Consider the following 19,802-nt stretch of genomic DNA (forward strand, 5'->3'; position numbering starts at 1 on the left):
CGTTTATAATACTTGTTAACCATTGTATAGCAATATGTTACAAACAATCATAACATGCTATACTTCATAAGACCCTTGTTTTTTATGGGATTTTCATTGACAATTATACAGAATGCCGAAGCTACTAGTGCATTAGCAGGATGCGGTACTGGAACTGAATGCTATTCTGTTCCCAGTGGTTGTGGGGAAGGAGTCGGATGTCAGCGTACTTATTATACTTGGTAGGACTGTCCTAATGGTCAAAGTGGTATGCCTGGCGAGCACTGTTTCTATTCTGTAGATCCAGAGTGATCTTAATTCTAGCCTATTTTATAACACTTTTTACCTAAACATCATGGAAATATGGCTGTTTATTCAGCCATATTTTTTTGATAAGAATCTATAATCTATGCAAAAGCTAAAACTTATAGGTTTAATGATATGCTGTTTAGTTGCCGGTGTCATTACCGCTAAAATATTTTTTATAACGGAAAATCCGGAATTTAAGGTTGCTCAATCAAGATCTCATACTCTTCCGTCAATAACGGTTTTTAATTTGGCTTCGGAAGCAGTTAATTTATCTGAGGATCTTAGTTTAGATACAATCAATGTAATCATTATTTACACGCTGGGCTGCAATAGCTGTATTTCCAAGGCTGATACATGGTCAGAAATTTACTCATCAACAAAAGATGTAGTTAATTTTTTAGGGTTGGCCTATTCCTCTGACAGGGAAGCGGTGAGATCATTTATCCGTTCAAGTGGTTTAGATTTTGAGCACAGACTGATTGACCAACACAATGCGAATAAAATTCAGATAAATGATTGGCCGACTATATTAGGGCTTGACGGAAATAGTAATCTTCTTTTCAAATATGAAGGCGGTGCATCAACTGATAGCTTGATTTCCTATTTATCTTATAACATATAAATAATAAGAACCATGTTAAAATTCATAACATACTCCATTTTATTGTTGGTATTGACTTTTTGTGGATGCGGAAACGAAAAGCAATCACCGATAGATAATGAAAAGCATCACTATTCTGTAGAAAAAAAAATAGAATTTACCGGATTTGTGAGTCCAACTAAGGGAAACGATCAGCCATCAGAAGAACCGTTTTCTCGAGTTCTTAGTGTAGCTGCTTCTGACAGTACTGGGAATGTTTACTTACTTGATGCAGATTATAAAGAAATTTTCGTTTTTGACAGCCTTGGTAATTTTCTGCACAAAATAAGAGGTGGTTATGGCAGAGGGCCCGGAGAATTTGAATTTCCCCGAGAAATTGCAGTGGATGATCATGAAAAAGTATATGCCTATGATTACAATCTTAGAAGGATTACTGTTTTTAAACCTACCGGAGAAGTATTAACTACCATGCCGGCGAATATATCCAGTAAATCAATTTTTGTATCAGGTAATGAAATTTGGTTTTCTTTATTGGCTTCACGAAAAAACAAGGTAGCAAGCAAAGGGCCTATAGAAGGTTCATTAAAATATGACATTCCCGTAACCGAGCGTGACTTGGCATTTAATGCTAGTGGAAGTGTTGCTAAATTGGGCATTGACAGTAAGAATCAGTTAATTGTGGCATCACTTATACCGGGAATATGGTATAAAAAAGTACAGGACGAGTTCATCATGTTTGGTGAAGATTTGTTGCCAGAAAAAGAGGCTGTACTTAGTAAGGATAATATTCCGGTAGGTCCGGGAGCTACAATGGGAGTAGGTGGATTATTTGAAGACAAAATAGGAATAGTTTGGAGAGAGATGAATTTAGTGAACGGGTTGCCCGAATTAGGCCTATTTAGATTAGAAATATTTGAGGAAACTGGAAAACATATTGAGACTATTGAACTGCCTATGAAATGGGCTAATGACGTCTTCTTCGATCAAAACAATAATATTTATTTTGCTGTTGACGATCCAGTTCCGAGTGTAGAAAAATATACGGTGACAAAATCAAAGAATTAGATAAAAGGTCATAATTTAGATCTGTTTTACTGTATATGTTTGAGCCGATGGAAACATCGGCTTTTTTTATGTCGTGAATTTTTTCTACACTGAAACATGAAATATTTTTACCTGTTCATAGTACTTTTTTTCTCACTTGACGTTACAGCACAGCAGCGTCCTGACACTTCCTTTACCATCAATATAAACCAGCCAAAATATGTGGAAGGCGAAGGACCGGTGGTATGCATTGATGCAGCACACAATAATTTCCATACTATTGACGGTGGTTTTGCCCCATTCGCACGGGTGATTAGAAAAGATGGATATAATCCCATAGATTTCCCCAATCTAATTAAAACTGCTAAAGATTTATCTGAGTGTAGCATATACCTGGTAGCCAATCCCTTACATGAAAGTAACATCGGAAATTGGACGCTTCCCAATCCGTCGGCTTTCACACCCCAAGAAATTGAAGCCATTGAACAATGGATTAGTCAGGGTGGCAACTTATTTTTGATTGCAGACCATATGCCTTTTGCAGGGGCTGCTTCTGAACTTGGGAAGTCTTTTGGTATACATTTTTCCAATGGGTTTGCAACTCTTGAGAAACCGGAAAATCAGCCTGACTTATTTACTATCGAAAATGGTCGATTAAAAGAAAGTCCCATTTCAGGTTCTAATGCAGGAGTAACTACGGTAACTTCCTTCACCGGATCTGCTTTTACGTATCCGGATGAAGCTATCCCGGTAATGACATTCACTCAAGGGGATTTTAGCCTTGAGCCGGAAGTGGCTTGGCAGTTTGAAGACGACACTAAAACAGTAGAAATAGCTGATTATGCGCAAGGATTATTGTTAGAAAGAGGAGAGGGCAGGATTGCCGTATTTGGTGAGGCTGCTATGTTTACAGCTCAAATAATAACATCCGGAAATAATGAATTTAAAGTGGGACTAAATAACAAAGATTTAGCCCCGCAAAATATCCGATTTCTTTTGAATGTTATGCACTGGCTTGACGAAAAATGAGGTTACCAACCAATGTTTCCTTTATTCTCGTCTTTAAGCATTTCGCTGTCACTCTCATTAGGATCTTCAGGAGGTACAAATCCCGGTGGGGGCTCAAAAGCGTCGTATTTCCAATAGGCGTCGGGATCAGCAGTGGCATAGTTTATAAATTGACCAACAATTGGAAGGGCAGAACGCGCACCTTGACCAATACTCCAAGATACATTTCGAAAACGAAGTTTTAAATCCTCGCCGCCAACCCAGGCACCCATTACAATATGGGGCATCATACCGATAAACCAGTTATCAGAAGCATTGTTCGTAGTACCTGTTTTACCGGCCACATCTTGTTGCACATTATAAGTATTTCTAAGTCTTACACCTGTTCCATTATAATCTTCACCGCCACGAATGACTCCCCGAAGCATATCGGTGATGATGTAGGCTGTCTCAGGACTAATGACTTCTTTGGTATAATTGGGGTGAAATTCCTGAAGAATATTTCCTTCTTTATCTTCAATTCGAGTGATGGCAATGGGCTCAATATGCACCCCGGCATTTACAAAAGTAGTGTAAGCACTGGTAAGTTCAAGCAGAGAAACATTAGCCGTCCCCAAAGCAATAGAAGGGAAGGCCCTGGTATTACTCATATCTATACCGAGATTGGAAGCCATTTCTTTAATCTTCCTTGCAGCGGGGTCTAACTCCCAAAGTTTATTGGTGCCCGGGGCTCCGGCGATTTCAGGGAGTAATCTAACCGTTACGTTATTCAAACTTCTGGCCAATCCTTGCCGCAGTGGTACCATTGTTGGGCCTTCTGCTATTTTCTGATCTTTGGGGCTCCAGGTATCGCCTTGCCGGTCTCTAAATATAACGGGAAATTTCGAAAACTTGTGATAGGGCTTGTATCCGTTATCAATGGCAACCGTGTAAACGAATGGCTTAAATGTAGAACCCGCTTGTCTTCTGGATTGATAAACATGATCAAATTGGACATTTCCATAATCGGTACCGCCCACCCAGGCAAGAATATTTCCATTGGTTGGTTCAATAGCTACAAAACCGGCTTCAAGTCGGGTGCCGTCTCTTTTTACAGAATCTACGAAAGCCGAATCGGTCATTAATGAATCAAAAACAACTTGTTCAATTCTGGTGTCATATTTAGCAAAACCATTTTTATAGCGATCAGTTTCACGGATATATTCTTTTAAAAATGTTGGGTTTTCTCTCCAGAAGATATCCATGTATTCGTCACTTCCGGGTGATGTCCATTCATCTTCAAATATATTCTGCAGGGAATCTATCTTTGTCTTGACGGCTCTTTCCGCATGCCGCTGTAACCTCGAATCAATAGTGGTGTAGATAACCAACCCATCTTTGTAGAGATCATATCCGTTTTCTTCTACCCAGGGTTGAATTTGTTGTCTTACATACTCACCAAAATATCTGCTTTGTCGGCCGGCTTTAAAGGGAGGATGATAATCCAGTTCAATATCTAATTCAGTAAGTGCCGCTAATTCAGTATTAGTGATAAAACCACGTTGCTCCATGAGGCTCAATACTAAATCTCTTCGTTCCTTTGATGGTTCAGGGTGAAGGCGAGGATTGTATGTATAAATAGCTTTTAAAGAAGCAATTAAAGTGGCTGCTTCCGGAATATTAAGCTCCTTGGCCGGTTTCCCAAAATGGGCCTGGGCAGCGGCTTCAATCCCAAACGTTGAATTTGGAAACTCAACGGTATTTAGGTACATCTCGGCAATTTCTCTTTTGGTATAACGTCGTTCCAGCTGAATAGCTGTAATCATTTCCCGAAATTTTCGGGTAACAGAGAATTCCTGTCCAATTTTCTTATATAAATTTCTCGCCAGCTGTTGACTTATTGTGGATGCCCCTTGCCATCTTCCGTTAATCAGATGCCAGGGAATTGCAAGCGTTCTGAACATATCCATACCCCAATGGTTATAGAAACGGTGATCCTCAGTTGCTACTAAAGCATCAATAACGTGGGGCGAAATATTTTCGTAGCGCACCCATTTTCTGTTTTCGGTAAAATATTTATCAAGTGTTACACCATCCCTGCTTCTAACCTCGGAAGCTATAGCTGTCTCAGGATTTTCAAATTCATCAGCAGAAGGGAGTCCCTGAAATAAATAAATTACGTAACCGGCTACCAGGAGAAGAAATAAAGCAGCTACACTGCCTAAAGCTAATTTTAGTTTTCTGAAACGCCCATTATTATTTGTTGAAATTGACTTCTCAAATTCCTCTTGATCTTGATTACGATCAGCTAATATTTTTCTTCGGTATTTAGGATCGTTAAAATACTTTTCTTTATCGAAAGGCTCTTTTTTGCCGTCACTCATAATATCTATTGTTTTGCCTTACTGTAAGGTATAAATTTTTTTGCATCCGCACTCCATCTAACGAGTTCAACAGTCCCTTTGTTATATAAAGCCATAGTCCGGTGCTTAAAAAATGTTCCCAGGTTTATATAGGTTCCACTCGTAAATGTTTCCACCCGGGGTACGTGGTCATGTCCTGTAATTATGTAATCGAGATTGTGCCGGTTAAATATTTTTTTTGCTTGTCGGTTTAGCGGTTCAGGGTTATGATTGTTTTTTCTTCTGGTAACAGAGGAGAATAACTTCATCATTTTAAGTCCCTGTTCAGGAGGAAGAATTTTTTGGTAGGTGTTCACAAACTTGTCGTTCCTTAATAGTTGATGAAAAGCAGCTCTTGGGAAATCAATTTTATTTGCTGCTACTCCATCTCCATGCATTAATAAAAGGCGTTTATCTCTAATTTCTTTAAGCCGAAAATTCGGTTCAATATCAAAACCTCGTTCTTTAAAATGGCCAAAGGTCCAATTATCGTGGTTACCGGTAATGAAAAGGGCAGGGGCAATGGTTTTGTTATAGGCCTCAAAAGCATCAAGAATTTGTTTGCCTAATTTTGGTATAAACCCTTTTTCAGGATACTCCATCCAGTAATCAAATAAATCTCCCAGTATATTAATGTGAATATTCTCATCAATGCAATAATTAATGAGTGAAATGAGATCTTGCTCTATCTTTGCATTAGTTTTTTGAGAGAAAGCCCCAATATGAACATCTGAGAGAAAAATATATCGCTGAAACTGCATAGCTTTATTTTCTGCGGGTAATAACAAAATGGATTAAATCAGCAAAATCTTGTTTTGCTGGTGATGCGGGTACTTCATCTAATTTAGTAATCGCCTTATTGGCATAGTCATACATGGTTTGTTTAGCATACTCCATTCCACCATTCTCGTGAACGAATTCTACAATATCATCTACATTACCAGAAGATTTCTTTCGCTTTTTCATTAAAGCTCTGACATGAGCTGCTTTCCTTTTTGGGGCATGTTCCAATGCTTTGATGAGGGGAAGGGTAACTTTCCGTTCCTGTATATCGTTTCGGGTAGGTTTGCCGATGTCATGAATTCCAAAATCAAATAAATCATCCCGGATTTGGAAAGCAATTCCGATATTCATTCCAATTTCCTTCATTAGTTTATGAGTTTTTTCATCATCTGTAACAGATACCGCTCCACATTCACAACAGGTTGAAATAAGACTGGCTGTTTTTTCGGATATAATTTGAAAATAGCGATCTTCGGTCATGTTAAAGAGTCCGGCGGTTTTAAGCTGACGAAGCTCACCTTCGCTCATTTTTTGAACAGCCCGTGATTGTACCTCAAGTAACTGGTGCTCTTTATTTTCGAGCGCAATCAACAATCCTTTCGATAGTAAATAATCGCCCAGCAATACACCGGCTTTGTTCTTCCATATTTTATTGATACTTACAAAGCCTCTGCGACTATCAGCTTCATCTACAACATCATCGTGAATCAATGTGGCTGTATGAAGTAACTCAATCATTGTTGCAGCAATGTAACTGCGCTTTTTTATATCTCCGAAAAGATTGGCCGTCATAAATACTAAAGTGGGGCGAAGTTCTTTTCCCTTTTGCCGTAGCAGATAATTAATGATTTGATCTAATAAGAATACATCAGAGCTGATGGTTTCTTTAAAAAAACTCCGAAATTCAGACAAGTTTTCAGAAACTGGGGCTGTTATTTCTTTTAGCGTTTTTCGGTTTACGGTTTCTGAATTTATCTGTTCTAACTCTTGGTTATCAATCATCAATTGTGTTGAAATTTTCTTAAACTTGTCCGTTGAATAATTTACTGATAATACGGAACAATTATTTACTCTCAATCACTCACTCACACTATAAATTATGGCACAACATTTAATTGATGTCGAAACTATTGGAGTTTTGACAAGCGGAGGAGACTCTCCGGGCATGAATGCAGCAGTAAGGGCCGTAGTACGTACGGCTTCTCGCTCAAACATTAATGTTTTTGGAATACGACACGGTTATTTTGGCTTGATAAATGAAGAAATTGATAAACTCGATACACACTCAGTATCTAATATTATACAGCGCGGCGGAACTATGCTTAAAACTGCCCGTTCTGAAGAATTCAGAACAAAAGAAGGGCGAACGAAAGCAGCCGAAAATTTAAAGAAGTATAATATGGATGCCCTTGTTGTTATTGGTGGTGACGGAACATTTGCCGGGGCGCATAAACTCAGCGAAGAACATGATATAAATGTAGTTGGTATTCCCGCGACTATTGATAATGATATTATTGGGACTGATGAAACTATTGGTTATGACTCTGCTTTAAATACAGCTTTAGACGCGATTGATAAAATCAGAGATACTGCTGATGCTCATGAAAGAATGTTCCTGGTAGAAGTGATGGGGCGAGATACCGGTTTTATTGCGCTCGAAACCAGTATAGCAAGTGGTGCAGAAATAGCATTACTTCCTGAAGAATTAACTCATGTTGATGAGGTGAAAAAACAACTTCAGACTATGTTAAAAGAGCAAAGGCGGAGTAGTTTGGTTGTAGTTGCGGAAGGAGATGAAACAGGAGGAGCAATCAAACTTGCTGAAAGGATTAAGGATGATTTTTCCCAATATGATATGCGGGTTTGTATTTTGGGTCATATACAAAGGGGGGGAGCTCCAACGGCCCGAGACAGGGTCTTGGCAAGTCGACTTGGAGCCAGTGCTGTTAAAGTATTGCGAGAAGGCCATACAGATGTGATGGTAGGGGTTGTTAACAACTCGATCAAAATCACCCCAATGCGAGTGGCGATTTCAAAGAAAAAAGAAATTGATCATACGTTGGTTGAATTAGCAAAATTATTGAGGTAAGAATGGTTGATTGTAATATTGAGAATGCCCGCACATTTATAGATGAAGATGAATTTCAAAATTCGAGAACCAAAGCAGAGCAGGCTCTTCAACAATTAAAATCAAGAACAGGCCCGGGTTCAGAATGGTTGGGATGGCGGGATATTTTAGTCGATCCCAATGATGCCGAACTGGAACAAATAAGCTCCCTGGCAGCGCGCATTAGAGATGAAGCTGACATTTTTGTTGTGTGTGGAATTGGGGGATCTTATTTAGGCGCAAAAGCCATTATTGAAGCTTTGAGTCCTCATTTTAACGGAAAAGGACCTGAGATTCTATATGCCGGGCATCATATGGGCGGGCATTATCTTGAGCAGTTGCTGGATTATCTCAAAGCTCCAAAAGAGGATGGTACACCAAAAAATATTTATCTGAATGTGATCTCAAAATCAGGAAGTACGCTCGAAACGGCTTTATCCTTTAGAATGATTCGGGAAGTACTCGAAGATTTATACTCAGAAGAAGCTAAGGAGCATATAATTTGTACTACAGGAGAAGAAGGTGGAATCCTAAATGAACTTATTAAAGAAAAAGGCTATCAAAAGTTCATTATTCCTGATGATGTAGGTGGAAGATATTCAGTTTTAACTCCAGTTGGATTGGTCCCTATTGCTGTAGCCGGGGTTGATATCAGAACTTTATTTTATGGTGCTGTTTCAGCATTCAATACGTATGAAGAAGATGCTGAGAGTATATTAGATTATGCTGCTTTGAGACATGCTGTACACAAGTCGGGTAAAACAATTGATGTTTTTGCAACTTTTGAACCTGAGCTTACTTCTTTGGGTGGATGGATTCAACAGTTATTAGGTGAAAGTGAGGGCAAGGAAGGGAAGGGGATATTCCCAACTGTTGCTACCTATTCAACGGATTTACACAGTTTGGGTCAATTTATCCAACAAGGGAAGCGCAGCTTAATGGAAACCTTTATTATAGTTGAAAAACCGTTTTCTAATTTAAAGGTTAATCAGTTACCAAAAGACAACGATAATCTGAATTATTTGTCCGGTAAATCATTCCATGAAATTAACACGAAAGCAAGAGAAGGAACAATTGAGGCGCATGTAGAAGGCAATGTTCCGGTTGTTCAAATTTCAATAAAAGCCTTAAATGCAGAAAGTTTAGGTAATCTCATATATTTCTTTGAACTTTTGACCGGAATATTTGTGTATAGCCTTGGAGTTAATCCTTTTAATCAACCCGGAGTAGAAGATTATAAAAAAGCCATGTATCGTCTACTTGGTAAATAACCACATAAATTAATTTATGGATCAGGAAAAAAGAAAATCGAAATATATAGCGGTAGCAGGGAATATTGGAGCCGGAAAGTCATCACTTACGGGGTTATTAGCTAAACACTATAACTGGGAAGCTTTTTATGAGTCGGTAGATGACAATCCTTACCTTCAGGACTTCTACGAAGATATGCGTCGCTGGAGTTTTAACCTGCAGATTTACTTTCTCTCAAGTAGGTTTCGTCATCAAAAAGAAATGCTTAATGATGATATAAACCTGATTCAAGACCGGACGATTTATGAGGATGTTGAGATCTTTGCTAAGAATTTGCATGAAATGAATTTGATGAGCGACAGAGATTTCACCAACTATGAGGCTCTTTTCAGAGAGATGAGTCATTACCTTCGTCCTCCCGATCTTCTCATTTATTTAAGAGCACAAGTTCCCACACTTGTTAAGCAGATTCAGCAGCGGGGCAGAGATTATGAAAACACCATTCGGATCGAATACCTTGAACGTCTCAATAAACTATATGAAGACTGGATCGATCGCTATCCTCACGAAAAGCTCATTATTGATACCGATGACCTTGATTTTGTGAATGAGCAAGAAGATTTGGGCAAAGTAATTGACCTAATTGACCAGCGAATGTTTGGGTTATTTAATTGATTGAACCACAGAAGTATAATGCTTATTTTAGGTAGCTATTGAGGAGATGTCCTATGTTGAAATTTAAGATCTTTGAAATACCTGAAGGACAAAGTGAAAGTACTGTCGAATTAAGTTCAGACGAATTTGATTTGGGAGACTACACTTTTAAAGGCGGTAGTGTAGATGTTGAATTCTACCGCACTGAACATTTTGTTCGAACACAATTTACCGTAGATGCAACTTTAGAATTGATTTGTGATCGTTCTCTGGATGCCTACGATTATGATGTTCAACAAGACTATGAAGTCCTTTTTAAAGCAGAAGAGGTCGAAGAATCAGCAGATGAAAATGGTGCTGTGCGTAATTACGATCATGCTTCTAAGCAAATTGACCTGGAGCAAGACGTACGTGACACTATATTATTGAATCTCCCAACAAAAAAATTACATCCCCGTTTTTTGGATGAAGACGGAAATCCTAAGGAAGTGCTAAACGAACAGTTTGGTGATATTCCTGATGAAGATGAAGAAAGAATTGATCCAAGATGGGAAAAATTAAAAGATTTAAAAGAATAACGATAAGAAGGTAAATTAATGGCACATCCAAAACGAAGAACTTCGAATGCACGTAAAAATAAAAGACGTGCTCACCATGCTATTTCTGATGTTACGTTAGCAAAATGCTCTAACTGTGGAGCGCTGCACCGTTACCACCATGCCTGCGCCGAATGTGGGTATTACAGAGGCAGACAGGTAATGAAAGCAGCTAATTAAAAAACTGATTTATGATTGTTGCAGTTGATGCAGCCGGTGGAGATTTCCATCCTGAAAATCCAGTAGAAGGGGCTATTCAAGCTACCAAAGAAAACAGTGAACTTACTGTGCTTCTGGTTGGTCCTGAAGGTGCCATCAAAGATGAACTTGCTCATCATACTTATGATGAAAAGCGGGTCTTGATTCATGATGCCCCGGAAATTATTGGTATGGAAGAATCGCCGGCTCAAGCTGTAAAAACAAAGCAGCAATCATCTATTGTAGTTGGAATTGGGTTACACAAAGCCGGAAAGTGTGATGCGTTTGTAAGTGCCGGAAATACCGGGGCTTTACTCGCAGCATCCATGTTTATTTTGGGTAAACTTGAAGGTGTAATCCGACCAACAATTGCATCCTATTTTCCAACATTAAAAGGTTTTAGGTTACTGGTAGATGCAGGGGCTAATCTTGAAATTAAGCCTGAAATTGCATCTCAATTTGCTAAAATGGGGGAGATTTACTGCAAACAAATCCTAAATATTGACTCCCCAAAAATTGCTCTTCTAAACGTAGGTGAAGAAGAGGGGAAAGGAACCGAGTTATTAAAGGATATCTATGCGTATCTGAAAGAACAACCCAATTTTATTGGAAATGTTGAAGGCAAGGATATTCTACCAGGTAAAGCTGATGTTTATTTATGTGATGGCTTGGTAGGTAATATAGTGTTGAAGTTTGGTGAATCGATCCCTGATGCACTTCAGCAAATGATTGGGAATGCTGTCAAAGAAATGAACTTAGGAAAAAAAGATATCCAAAATATTCATAAAGTATTAGAAACTGCTTTGGCCTCATTTAATTATGAAAATGTAGGTGGAATCCCTTTCTTGGGGGTTAATGGAGTCAGTGTAGTGGGCCACGGTGGAAGCTCGCCAATGGCAATAAAAAATATGATCAAAAGTGCCGTTCAAACTGTCGAAAATGACGTTAACGGTAAAATCGTAGCATCTCTAAATTGAGCTAATCTCTTAGTACATGGAAGTTAAAAGAGCCAAAATTACAGCGGTAGGGCATTACCTGCCTGAAGATCGAATGACTAACAAAGATCTTGAAAAGCTGGTAGATACCAATGACGAATGGATCCGAACCCGAACCGGGATTGAGGAACGCAGAATTTTAAAAGATCCCGATAAAGCTACTGCTTTTATGGGAACTCAGGCTGCTAAAGAAGTTCTAAAGAATAGAGACATCTCACCTGAAGAAATTGATTTAATTATTCTGGCAACTGTTACTCCCGATTATTTCTTTCCTGCAACTGCTTGTCTGGTACAAAAGAATATAGGAGCAAAAAATGCATTTGCTTTCGATTTATCCGCAGCTTGTTCCGGATTTTTATATGCCTTGAGTACAGGAGCGATGTATATCGAGTCTGGACGAGCCCAAAAAGTATTGGTTATAGGAACTGATAAGATGAGTTCTATCCTTGACTATACCGACCGGACTACTTGTATATTATTTGGAGATGGAGCGGGAGCCGTTTTACTTGAAGAATCGGATGATGGCACCGGAATCATAGATCAAAAGCATTACGTAGAAGGAGACTCTGAATGCAGTTTATACCAACCTGCCGGGGGCAGTTTGAATCCTGCAAATGAAGAGACCGTCAAAGAACGTTTACATTACTTACAACAAGATGGTCGTGCTGTATTTAAAAAAGCGACTATGGGAATGGCCGATGTTTCGCTTGAAGTTATGGATCGAAACAATCTTGAACCGGAAGATGTGGCCTGGCTTGTGCCACATCAGGCAAATCTGAGAATTATTGATGCCACTGCTCGCCGAATGGGAGTTTCAAGTGAAAAAGTTATGATCAATATCAACAAATATGGAAATACCACGGCCGCAACTATTCCACTTTGTTTGTATGATTGGCAAGAACAATTAGATTATGGTGATAACTTAATATTAGCGGCTTTTGGTGGAGGCTTCACCTGGGGCGCTATTTACTTAAAATGGGGAATGAAGTAATATGATTACGGCTTATTTATTTCCGGGACAAGGATCTCAATTTGTTGGCATGGGTAAGGAGTTATACGATTCCAACCCTGATGCCGCTGCTTATTTCGATAAAGCGAATGATCTTTTAGGTTTTGATTTGAAAGAAATAATGTTTGAAGGACCGGAGGAAAAACTTAAACAAACTGAGTTCACACAACCTGCCATTTTTCTACACTCTGTTGCTCTTTTTAAAACATTAGATGCCACACCGGATATGGTAGCAGGGCATAGCCTTGGAGAATTTTCAGCTTTGGTTGCATGTGGTGCCATTTCATTTGAAGATGCACTCAAAATAGTCCGACGCCGTGGAGAATTAATGCAGCAAGCCGGTACTGATAATCCGGGCACAATGGCTGCTATTATAGGTATGGACGATGAAGCGGTAGAAAAAGTTTGTGCAAAAGCTACAGAACAAACCGGAAAAGAAGTAATTGCTGCTAATTACAATTGTCCGGGACAATTAGTTATTTCAGGATATAAGGAAGCCGTTGAGAAGGCTGTAGAAATTGCTAAGGATAATGGCGCGCGCTTAGCCAAATTATTGCCTGTAAGCGGAGCTTTTCATTCTACGTTGATGCAGCCTGCATTTGATGGTTTAAAAGCACAACTTGAAGAACTCGAAATCTCAGAGCCTGGATGTCCAATTTACAGCAATTATAATGCAGAACCGACTACGGATCCGGACGAAATTCGATTAAATCTTCTAAATCAGTTGTTGAACCCGGTTCGTTGGACCCAGACACTCTATAATATGCACAATGACGGAGTTGAGGATTTTGTAGAAATCGGTCCCGGTAAGGTATTGCAGGGTTTAGTAAAAAGAACACTGAAAGACGTTAATATTTCAGGACATCACTAAAGGAAAGAATATGAGTTTATCATTAGAAGGAAAAACATGTTTAGTTACCGGCGGGAGCCGTGGCATCGGAAAGGCTATTGCCCTTAAGCTAGCTGATTTTGGCGCCGATGTAGCCGTAACATATGCACGTTCAGCAGATGCTGCTGAAGAAGTAAAAAAAGAAATCGAACAAAAAGGTCGTAAAAGTAAGGCTTTACAAGCTGATGCCGTCAACTATGCCCGTGCCGAAGAAGTTATTAATGAACTTGTTGAAGACTGGGGCAAGTTAGATGTTATAGTTAATAACGCAGGTATCACTAAAGACAATCTCATTCTCAGAATGAGTGAAGAACAATGGGATGATGTCATAACTACTAACCTGAAAAGTGTATTTAATTACTCTAAAGCAGCCGCAAAACCAATGATGAGGAACCGGGGCGGATCAATTATCAACATAAGCTCTGTAGTAGGTATTTCAGGGAATGCTGGGCAAAGTAATTATGCTGCATCAAAAGCAGGAATTATAGGTTTCACGAAATCATATGCAAAAGAACTCGCCTCTCGAAATATTCGGGCTAATGTTATTGCTCCGGGATATATTTTAACCGATATGACTGGCGAACTTGATGAGAAAGTTTTAGAAGGAATAAAATCAGAAACACCGCTTGGAAGAGCAGGCAAAGCTGAGGAAGTAGCTGATGCTGTTGTATTTCTATCATCTGATATGAGTTCTTACATTACCGGAGAAATTATACGGGTTGATGGTGGAATGGCAATGTAATTGTACATATTGCAGATACCGACCTGAATTTTTATGTTGAAATAACGTATTTTATCTAAATTAAAACTACCAACTAATCACTGAAAAAGGATACAAAATGTCACAAGACGTAGAATCAAAAGTAAAAGCTATCATTGTAGATAAACTTGGTGTTGATGAATCAGAAGTTGCTGCTGATGCAAATTTTACCAACGACCTTGGTGCCGATTCATTGGATACTGTTGAATTAATCATGGAATTCGAGAAAGAGTTCGATCTTAGTATTCCAGACGAAGATGCAGAAAATATTGCTACTGTTGGAGATGCAGTAACTTATCTTTCAGGAAAACTATCTTAAGTCCTATTAATCCTTACAAATTTCATCTATGAGCACTCGGAGAGTAGTAATTACGGGTATTGGGGCATTCACCCCCATTGGCAAAAGTGCACCGGATTTCTGGAACGGTTTAGTTTCAGGTAAAAATGGTGTTCAATTAATTGAACACTTCGATACGGAAAACTTTGCCACAAAATTCGCCGCTCTGATTGAAGATTATGAGCCTACTGATTATTTCGATCGTAAAGAAGCCAGGAGATTAGATAAGGTCGCACAATATGCCCTTATCGCCTCTGATGAAGCGATAGAAGACAGTAAACTTGATCTTGAAAAAATCAATAAAGATAATGTTGCTGTTTTAGTAGGAACCGGAATTGGTGGAATGGAAACATTTTACGAACAATCGGTGTCTTTTCATGAGCATGGCCCTCGGGGTGTATCTCCCTTCTTCATACCTATGTTAATTCCGGATATTGTATCCGGGCAGATATCAATTCGTCATGGTTTCAGAGGTCCTAACTTCTGTGCTGTGTCAGCTTGTGCTACCGGTTCACATAATATTGGACTGGCGTACGATGCCATTAAAAACGGTCAGGCAGATTATGCTGTGGCGGGAGGTACCGAAGCACCGGTTACCCGAATTGGTATCTCAGGTTTTAACAGTATGAAGGCAATGTCTACCCGTAATGATTCTCCTGAAACAGCTTCTCGTCCTTTTGATAAAGACCGGGATGGTTTTGTTTTAGGTGAAGGTGCCGGTATTTTTATGCTTGAAGAGCTGGAATCTGCCCTTGAACGAGGCGCTCGCATTTATGGTGAAATTAAAGGGTATGGGTTTTCTGCCGACGCTTATCATATCACAGCCCCTGATCCTGATGGAAATGGGGTTATATTGGCAATGACCAGAGCTATGGAAGCGGCAGGTATTAAACCTGAAGATGTTGATCATATCAATATGCATGGTACCTCTACACCATTAGGTGATGTTGCTGAGACCAACACCATCAAAAAAGTATTTGGTGAGCATGCGAAGGGTATAAACTTAAATTCAACAAAAAGTATGCACGGTCATACTCTTGGTGCAGCTGGGGCTGTTGAATCGATAGCAACCCTGCTATCAATTTACCATGGTATGGTACCACCAACTATAAACATCGAGAATCAAGATCCTGAATGTGATCTTAATTACACTGCTAATGAAGCAATTGTACGTGATGTTGAGTATGCACTGAATAATGCTTTTGGTTTTGGCGGACATAATTCAACCTTAGTATTTAAAAAATATAAGGACTAAGGTATATGCCGGAATGGTTTAGATCACTTTTTAGTAAAAAAAAGAAGTCAGATCTTAGCCCTGAGCTTAAAAGCAGAATTGAGAAATTAGAAGGGATCGTTGGTTTTCAAATCGACGATCCTTCTTTATTTCTAAAAGCTCTTCGACACCGATCCACGCTTTCCCAAGATCAATACGAGGTTTATGATTCCTATGAACGTCTCGAGTTTTTAGGGGACGCCGTATTAGATCTTATAGCTTCAGAAATTCTTTTTAATAATTATCCTGAGAAGGATGAAGGTTTTCTCACCAAAGTAAGAGCAAAATTAGTACGTGGGGATACACTTTCTATTTTTTCACAGAAACTGGGGATCGAAGAACTAATGGAGTTAGGGGAGAAAAATGGGGGAGGAAATATCTCCAAAAATATTTTAGCGGATGCTTTTGAGTCCATTATTGCAGCTATTTATATCACTAAAGGATACCAACACTCTTATCAGTTTGTAGACAAGGTGATCGAAGAAAATTTGGTTGTTGAAGACTTAATTAATACAGTAGATAATTATAAAAGTGCGCTTTTGGAATATGCACAGGCAGAAAAAATGACTATTCCGTACTACAAGCTTGTCAATGAAACCGGTCCGGGGCACGATAGAACCTTTGAAGTAAAAGTATTAATTGGGGATAAAGAATTTGGGAAAGGCAAAGGAAAAAGTAAGAAGAAAGCAGAACAGAAAGCGGCAAAAAAAGCTTTAAAAATATTGAAATCCTGATAAATTATTATCTTGTAATCATTCTCTGTTTGACTTGTTTTTTGTACTATTTACTCCGATTCTTAGCCTCACCACAATCGGCATATTTAACATAAATAACGATGTTTGTTCAACTCATAAAACCTGAATTTGAAGAGCTCATTGCAGCCAAGGACTGGGTTGCATTGAAAGAGGTTTTAAATGATGTGCCTCCCGCAGATATCGCTGATTTACTGTTAGAACTTCGTGGAGAAATAGCTATTGTCGTATTTAGGTTATTGAAGAAACCGATTGCAGCTGATGTTTTTGCAGAGCTGCCTACTTCAAAAGGTGTTGAGTTGTTAGAACTTTTCAATAAGCAGCAACTCAGTGATGTAATGGGTAATCTGGAGCCTGATGAGCAAGTTTCCATTTTGGAGGAACTACCCGGACATCTTACTCAAAGAGTGATGAATTCCATAGACCGGGAAGATCAGAAACAACTCAAAAAATTGCTTGGATATCCGGAGGAAAGTGTTGGTCGCTTAATGACACCTCGATATGTGAAGGTGAAATCAAACTGGACTATTTCCAGAAGCATGAACCACATCCGTAATTTTGGGGAAACTGCGGAGACCATTAACGTAATTTATGTTGTGGACGACAAAGAGCATCTAATTGATGATCTGCGCATTACGCATTTAATTTTGGCTAATCAGGATGATCAAATTGAAACATTAATGGATCGTTCTTTTGAAGCTCTCTCTGTTTATGATGATCAGGAAGAAGCCGTTAAAATGCTGGCTAAATATGACCGAGTTGCCCTACCTGTAGTTGATTCTGATGGTGTTTTGGTAGGGATAGTAACTGCTGATGATGTTATTGATGTGGCTGAAGAAGAAACTACCGAGGATATGCAGAAAATGGCCGGTATGGATGCTTTGGACGATTATTATTCCCAATCTTCCATTTTCGATATAGTTAAAAAACGACTTTGGTGGCTAATTATATTATTTGTCGGTCAAATTTTAACAGCCATAGCAATGGGCGGGTATGAAGAGATATTACAAAAAGTAGTAGCCCTCTCATTTTTTGTACCACTGATCATTTCAAGTGGTGGTAACTCTGGCTCCCAGGCCGCAACGTTGATAATTCGTGCTTTGGCAACAGATGATATTAAACCCGAAGACTGGAAAAAGGTATTCAAAAGAGAATTTTCATCCGGTCTTATGTTAGGTGGTCTTATAGGTCTTCTTGGATTTGTTACACTGGTTGGATGGGATCTCTTAGCAGGTGAAATGCTCTCAGCGACAGTTTTTCTTACGGCTGCAGTTATTGGGTTGAGCTTGTTTACCATTGTACTATTTGGAAATTTTACGGGTGCCATGTTACCATTTGTACTTTCAAAAATGAATTTAGACCCGGCTGTTTCTTCAGCTCCTTTTGTTGCAACAATAGTGGATGTAAGTGGAATCATTATCTATTTTACCATTGCAATTGTACTTTTAAGCGGAACGTTACTTTAAGCTTTATTTGATCTATGAAACAATATCACGACCTCGTCGAAAGTGTACTTGAAAACGGTGTAAGAAAAGAAAATCGAACCGGGACAGATACGATATCTAACTTTTCGGAATTCTATAAAGTGGATATGTCCAATGGGTTTCCTTTGTTGACAACTAAGAAAGTTTATTTTCGCTCCGTAATATTAGAAATGTTATGGTATTTGAGGGGGGAAGATCATATTCGGTGGTTACGTGATGAAAATGATTGCCATATTTGGGATGCCTGGGCTGATGATGATGGCCACGTAGGTCCCATTTACCCCACTTTATGGAGACGTTTTCCATACTTTGAAAAAGAGTCGGTGCGGTTTGAAGGCAATGGCTCTGCAATTGATAAAGAGTGTTGGGTACAAAAAGAGTTTGACCAGGTTCAGCGTGCAATTGATATGTTGAAAAATAATCCTAACAGCCGAAGAATTGTGGTCAGTGCCTGGCATCCGGGATTATTGGAGGAAATGGCATTACCACCTTGCCACATCATGTACATTTTTAATGTATCTGATGGAAAATTAAATTGTCATTTAACACAGCGTTCAGGTGATATAGCTCTGGGAATTCCATTCAATTTGGCCTGCTATTCAGCTCTTACAATGGCTATAGCTCAGGAAGTGGGCTTAGAACCGGGGACATTCGCCCATACTATTGTAGATGCGCACATTTATGTAAATCATGTAGATGGGCTTAAAGAGCAGCTAACACGCAAGCCCAAACCACTTCCAACCTTAGAGATCGCAAATAAACCGGTAGATCAACTTACCTTTGATGATTTCACATTGAAAGGATATGACCCTGATCCTTCCATTAAATTTGAGGTTGCAGTATGACAATAACGCTTGTTGCAGCTCATGATCCTAACCTTGTAATTGGCAAAGAAGGGGGGCTACCCTGGAGATATCCTGAAGATTTGAAACACTTCAAGAATACTACCATAGATCATACCATAATAATGGGACGGGGCGTATTTGAAGAGCTCAACGAAATCCCATTGCCGGGACGTAGGAATATCGTTTTATCGACCACAAAAGAATATGATCAGGTAGAAACTTATACCTCCTTAGATGAAGCCTTAGATGCATGCAAAGATGAAGACGAAGTATTTATTATAGGCGGGGGAATATTGTACAGGGAGTCTATAGAAATAGCAGATAAAATGATAATTACCGAGATACACAAGGAATACGAAGGGGATACTTTTTTCCCTGAATACCGGGATAAGATAGGTAATACCTGGCAGGAAATATCAAGAGAAGATCAAGGGGAACTATCATTTATTGCTTATAAGCGATTATAAATTAAATTTTATAATAATTAATTAAGAAAGATTAATCTAAAATAGATTAAAAAAGATTAACCTGATAATTGGAAAAGCTT

Annotated in this window: 21 protein-coding genes; 18 read left to right on the forward strand and 3 right to left on the reverse strand. The window is 39.0% G+C overall.

Annotated features, from left to right (window positions below):
* Positions 1 to 388: 388 nt before the first annotated feature.
* The 3 genes from RI561_RS09555 (at position 389) to RI561_RS09565 (ending at position 2,962) form a co-directional block, all read left to right on the forward strand.
* Positions 389 to 910 carry a hypothetical protein gene (locus RI561_RS09555; protein WP_395080008.1) on the forward strand — a complete coding sequence of 174 codons (522 nt, stop codon included), beginning with the start codon at positions 389 to 391 and terminating at the stop codon, positions 908 to 910.
* Between the two features lie 12 nt (positions 911 to 922).
* A complete protein-coding gene (locus RI561_RS09560) occupies positions 923 to 1,954 on the forward strand; it encodes a 6-bladed beta-propeller (RefSeq protein WP_395080009.1) in 1,032 nt (343 codons plus the stop codon).
* 96 nt (positions 1,955 to 2,050) lie between these two features.
* Positions 2,051 to 2,962 carry a hypothetical protein gene (locus tag RI561_RS09565; RefSeq protein WP_395080010.1) on the forward strand — a complete coding sequence of 304 codons (912 nt, stop codon included), beginning with the start codon at positions 2,051 to 2,053 and terminating at the stop codon, positions 2,960 to 2,962.
* Between the two features lie 2 nt (positions 2,963 to 2,964).
* On the opposite strand, the gene RI561_RS09570 is transcribed toward RI561_RS09565, so the two are convergent.
* From RI561_RS09570 to RI561_RS09580, 3 genes are read right to left on the reverse strand one after another with little or no spacing between them, the layout of a single operon-like run.
* Complete coding sequence (locus tag RI561_RS09570; protein WP_395080011.1) at positions 2,965 to 5,304, reverse strand: penicillin-binding protein 1A; 2,340 nt, start codon at positions 5,302 to 5,304, stop codon at positions 2,965 to 2,967.
* A 5-nt stretch (positions 5,305 to 5,309) separates the two neighbouring features.
* Positions 5,310 to 6,083 (reverse strand): UDP-2,3-diacylglucosamine diphosphatase, encoded by a 774-nt coding sequence (locus tag RI561_RS09575; RefSeq protein ID WP_395080012.1) that lies wholly within the window; start codon positions 6,081 to 6,083, stop codon positions 5,310 to 5,312.
* 4 nt (positions 6,084 to 6,087) lie between these two features.
* Positions 6,088 to 7,107, reverse strand: coding sequence for a polyprenyl synthetase family protein (locus tag RI561_RS09580; RefSeq protein ID WP_395080013.1), 1,020 nt, complete (start codon positions 7,105 to 7,107; stop codon positions 6,088 to 6,090).
* A 97-nt stretch (positions 7,108 to 7,204) separates the two neighbouring features.
* Between RI561_RS09580 and pfkA the strand changes: the two genes are divergently transcribed.
* From pfkA to RI561_RS09655, 15 genes are all read left to right on the forward strand, one after another.
* Entirely contained in the window at positions 7,205 to 8,194 is a 990-nt protein-coding gene (gene pfkA / locus RI561_RS09585) for a 6-phosphofructokinase (protein ID WP_395080014.1), read from the forward strand.
* A 2-nt stretch (positions 8,195 to 8,196) separates the two neighbouring features.
* On the forward strand, positions 8,197 to 9,483 hold the full coding sequence (locus RI561_RS09590) for a glucose-6-phosphate isomerase (protein ID WP_395080015.1): 1,287 nt from the start codon (positions 8,197 to 8,199) through the stop codon (positions 9,481 to 9,483).
* Positions 9,484 to 9,499: 16 nt separating this feature from the next.
* Positions 9,500 to 10,138 (forward strand): deoxynucleoside kinase, encoded by a 639-nt coding sequence (locus RI561_RS09595; RefSeq protein WP_395080016.1) that lies wholly within the window; start codon positions 9,500 to 9,502, stop codon positions 10,136 to 10,138.
* Positions 10,139 to 10,191: 53 nt separating this feature from the next.
* On the forward strand, positions 10,192 to 10,695 hold the full coding sequence (locus RI561_RS09600; RefSeq protein WP_395080017.1) for a YceD family protein: 504 nt from the start codon (positions 10,192 to 10,194) through the stop codon (positions 10,693 to 10,695).
* 18 nt (positions 10,696 to 10,713) lie between these two features.
* Positions 10,714 to 10,893 (forward strand): 50S ribosomal protein L32, encoded by a 180-nt coding sequence (rpmF, locus tag RI561_RS09605; protein WP_390300750.1) that lies wholly within the window; start codon positions 10,714 to 10,716, stop codon positions 10,891 to 10,893.
* Between the two features lie 11 nt (positions 10,894 to 10,904).
* A complete protein-coding gene (gene plsX / locus RI561_RS09610) occupies positions 10,905 to 11,888 on the forward strand; it encodes a phosphate acyltransferase PlsX (RefSeq protein WP_395080018.1) in 984 nt (327 codons plus the stop codon).
* Positions 11,889 to 11,904: 16 nt separating this feature from the next.
* On the forward strand, positions 11,905 to 12,897 hold the full coding sequence (locus tag RI561_RS09615; protein WP_395080019.1) for a beta-ketoacyl-ACP synthase III: 993 nt from the start codon (positions 11,905 to 11,907) through the stop codon (positions 12,895 to 12,897).
* A 1-nt stretch (position 12,898) separates the two neighbouring features.
* Positions 12,899 to 13,786 carry an ACP S-malonyltransferase gene (gene fabD, locus RI561_RS09620; protein ID WP_395080020.1) on the forward strand — a complete coding sequence of 296 codons (888 nt, stop codon included), beginning with the start codon at positions 12,899 to 12,901 and terminating at the stop codon, positions 13,784 to 13,786.
* 10 nt (positions 13,787 to 13,796) lie between these two features.
* Positions 13,797 to 14,546 (forward strand): 3-oxoacyl-[acyl-carrier-protein] reductase, encoded by a 750-nt coding sequence (gene fabG / locus RI561_RS09625; RefSeq protein WP_395080021.1) that lies wholly within the window; start codon positions 13,797 to 13,799, stop codon positions 14,544 to 14,546.
* 97 nt (positions 14,547 to 14,643) lie between these two features.
* A complete protein-coding gene (locus RI561_RS09630) occupies positions 14,644 to 14,883 on the forward strand; it encodes an acyl carrier protein (protein WP_290874718.1) in 240 nt (79 codons plus the stop codon).
* A gap of 28 nt (positions 14,884 to 14,911) precedes the next feature.
* Positions 14,912 to 16,156 (forward strand): beta-ketoacyl-ACP synthase II, encoded by a 1,245-nt coding sequence (fabF, locus tag RI561_RS09635; RefSeq protein ID WP_395080022.1) that lies wholly within the window; start codon positions 14,912 to 14,914, stop codon positions 16,154 to 16,156.
* A gap of 5 nt (positions 16,157 to 16,161) precedes the next feature.
* A complete protein-coding gene (gene rnc / locus RI561_RS09640) occupies positions 16,162 to 16,908 on the forward strand; it encodes a ribonuclease III (protein ID WP_395080023.1) in 747 nt (248 codons plus the stop codon).
* 101 nt (positions 16,909 to 17,009) lie between these two features.
* A complete protein-coding gene (gene mgtE, locus RI561_RS09645) occupies positions 17,010 to 18,392 on the forward strand; it encodes a magnesium transporter (RefSeq protein WP_395080024.1) in 1,383 nt (460 codons plus the stop codon).
* A 14-nt stretch (positions 18,393 to 18,406) separates the two neighbouring features.
* Positions 18,407 to 19,255, forward strand: coding sequence for a thymidylate synthase (locus RI561_RS09650; protein ID WP_395080025.1), 849 nt, complete (start codon positions 18,407 to 18,409; stop codon positions 19,253 to 19,255).
* Positions 19,252 to 19,722: a dihydrofolate reductase gene (locus tag RI561_RS09655; RefSeq protein ID WP_395080026.1), complete on the forward strand. Its 471-nt coding sequence runs from the start codon at positions 19,252 to 19,254 to the stop codon at positions 19,720 to 19,722. The genes RI561_RS09650 and RI561_RS09655 overlap by 4 nt, the downstream gene beginning before the upstream one ends.
* Positions 19,723 to 19,802 lie beyond the last annotated feature (80 nt).

The organism is Gracilimonas sp. (assembly GCF_031581265.1).
Lineage (GTDB): Bacteria > Bacteroidota > Rhodothermia > Balneolales > Balneolaceae > Gracilimonas.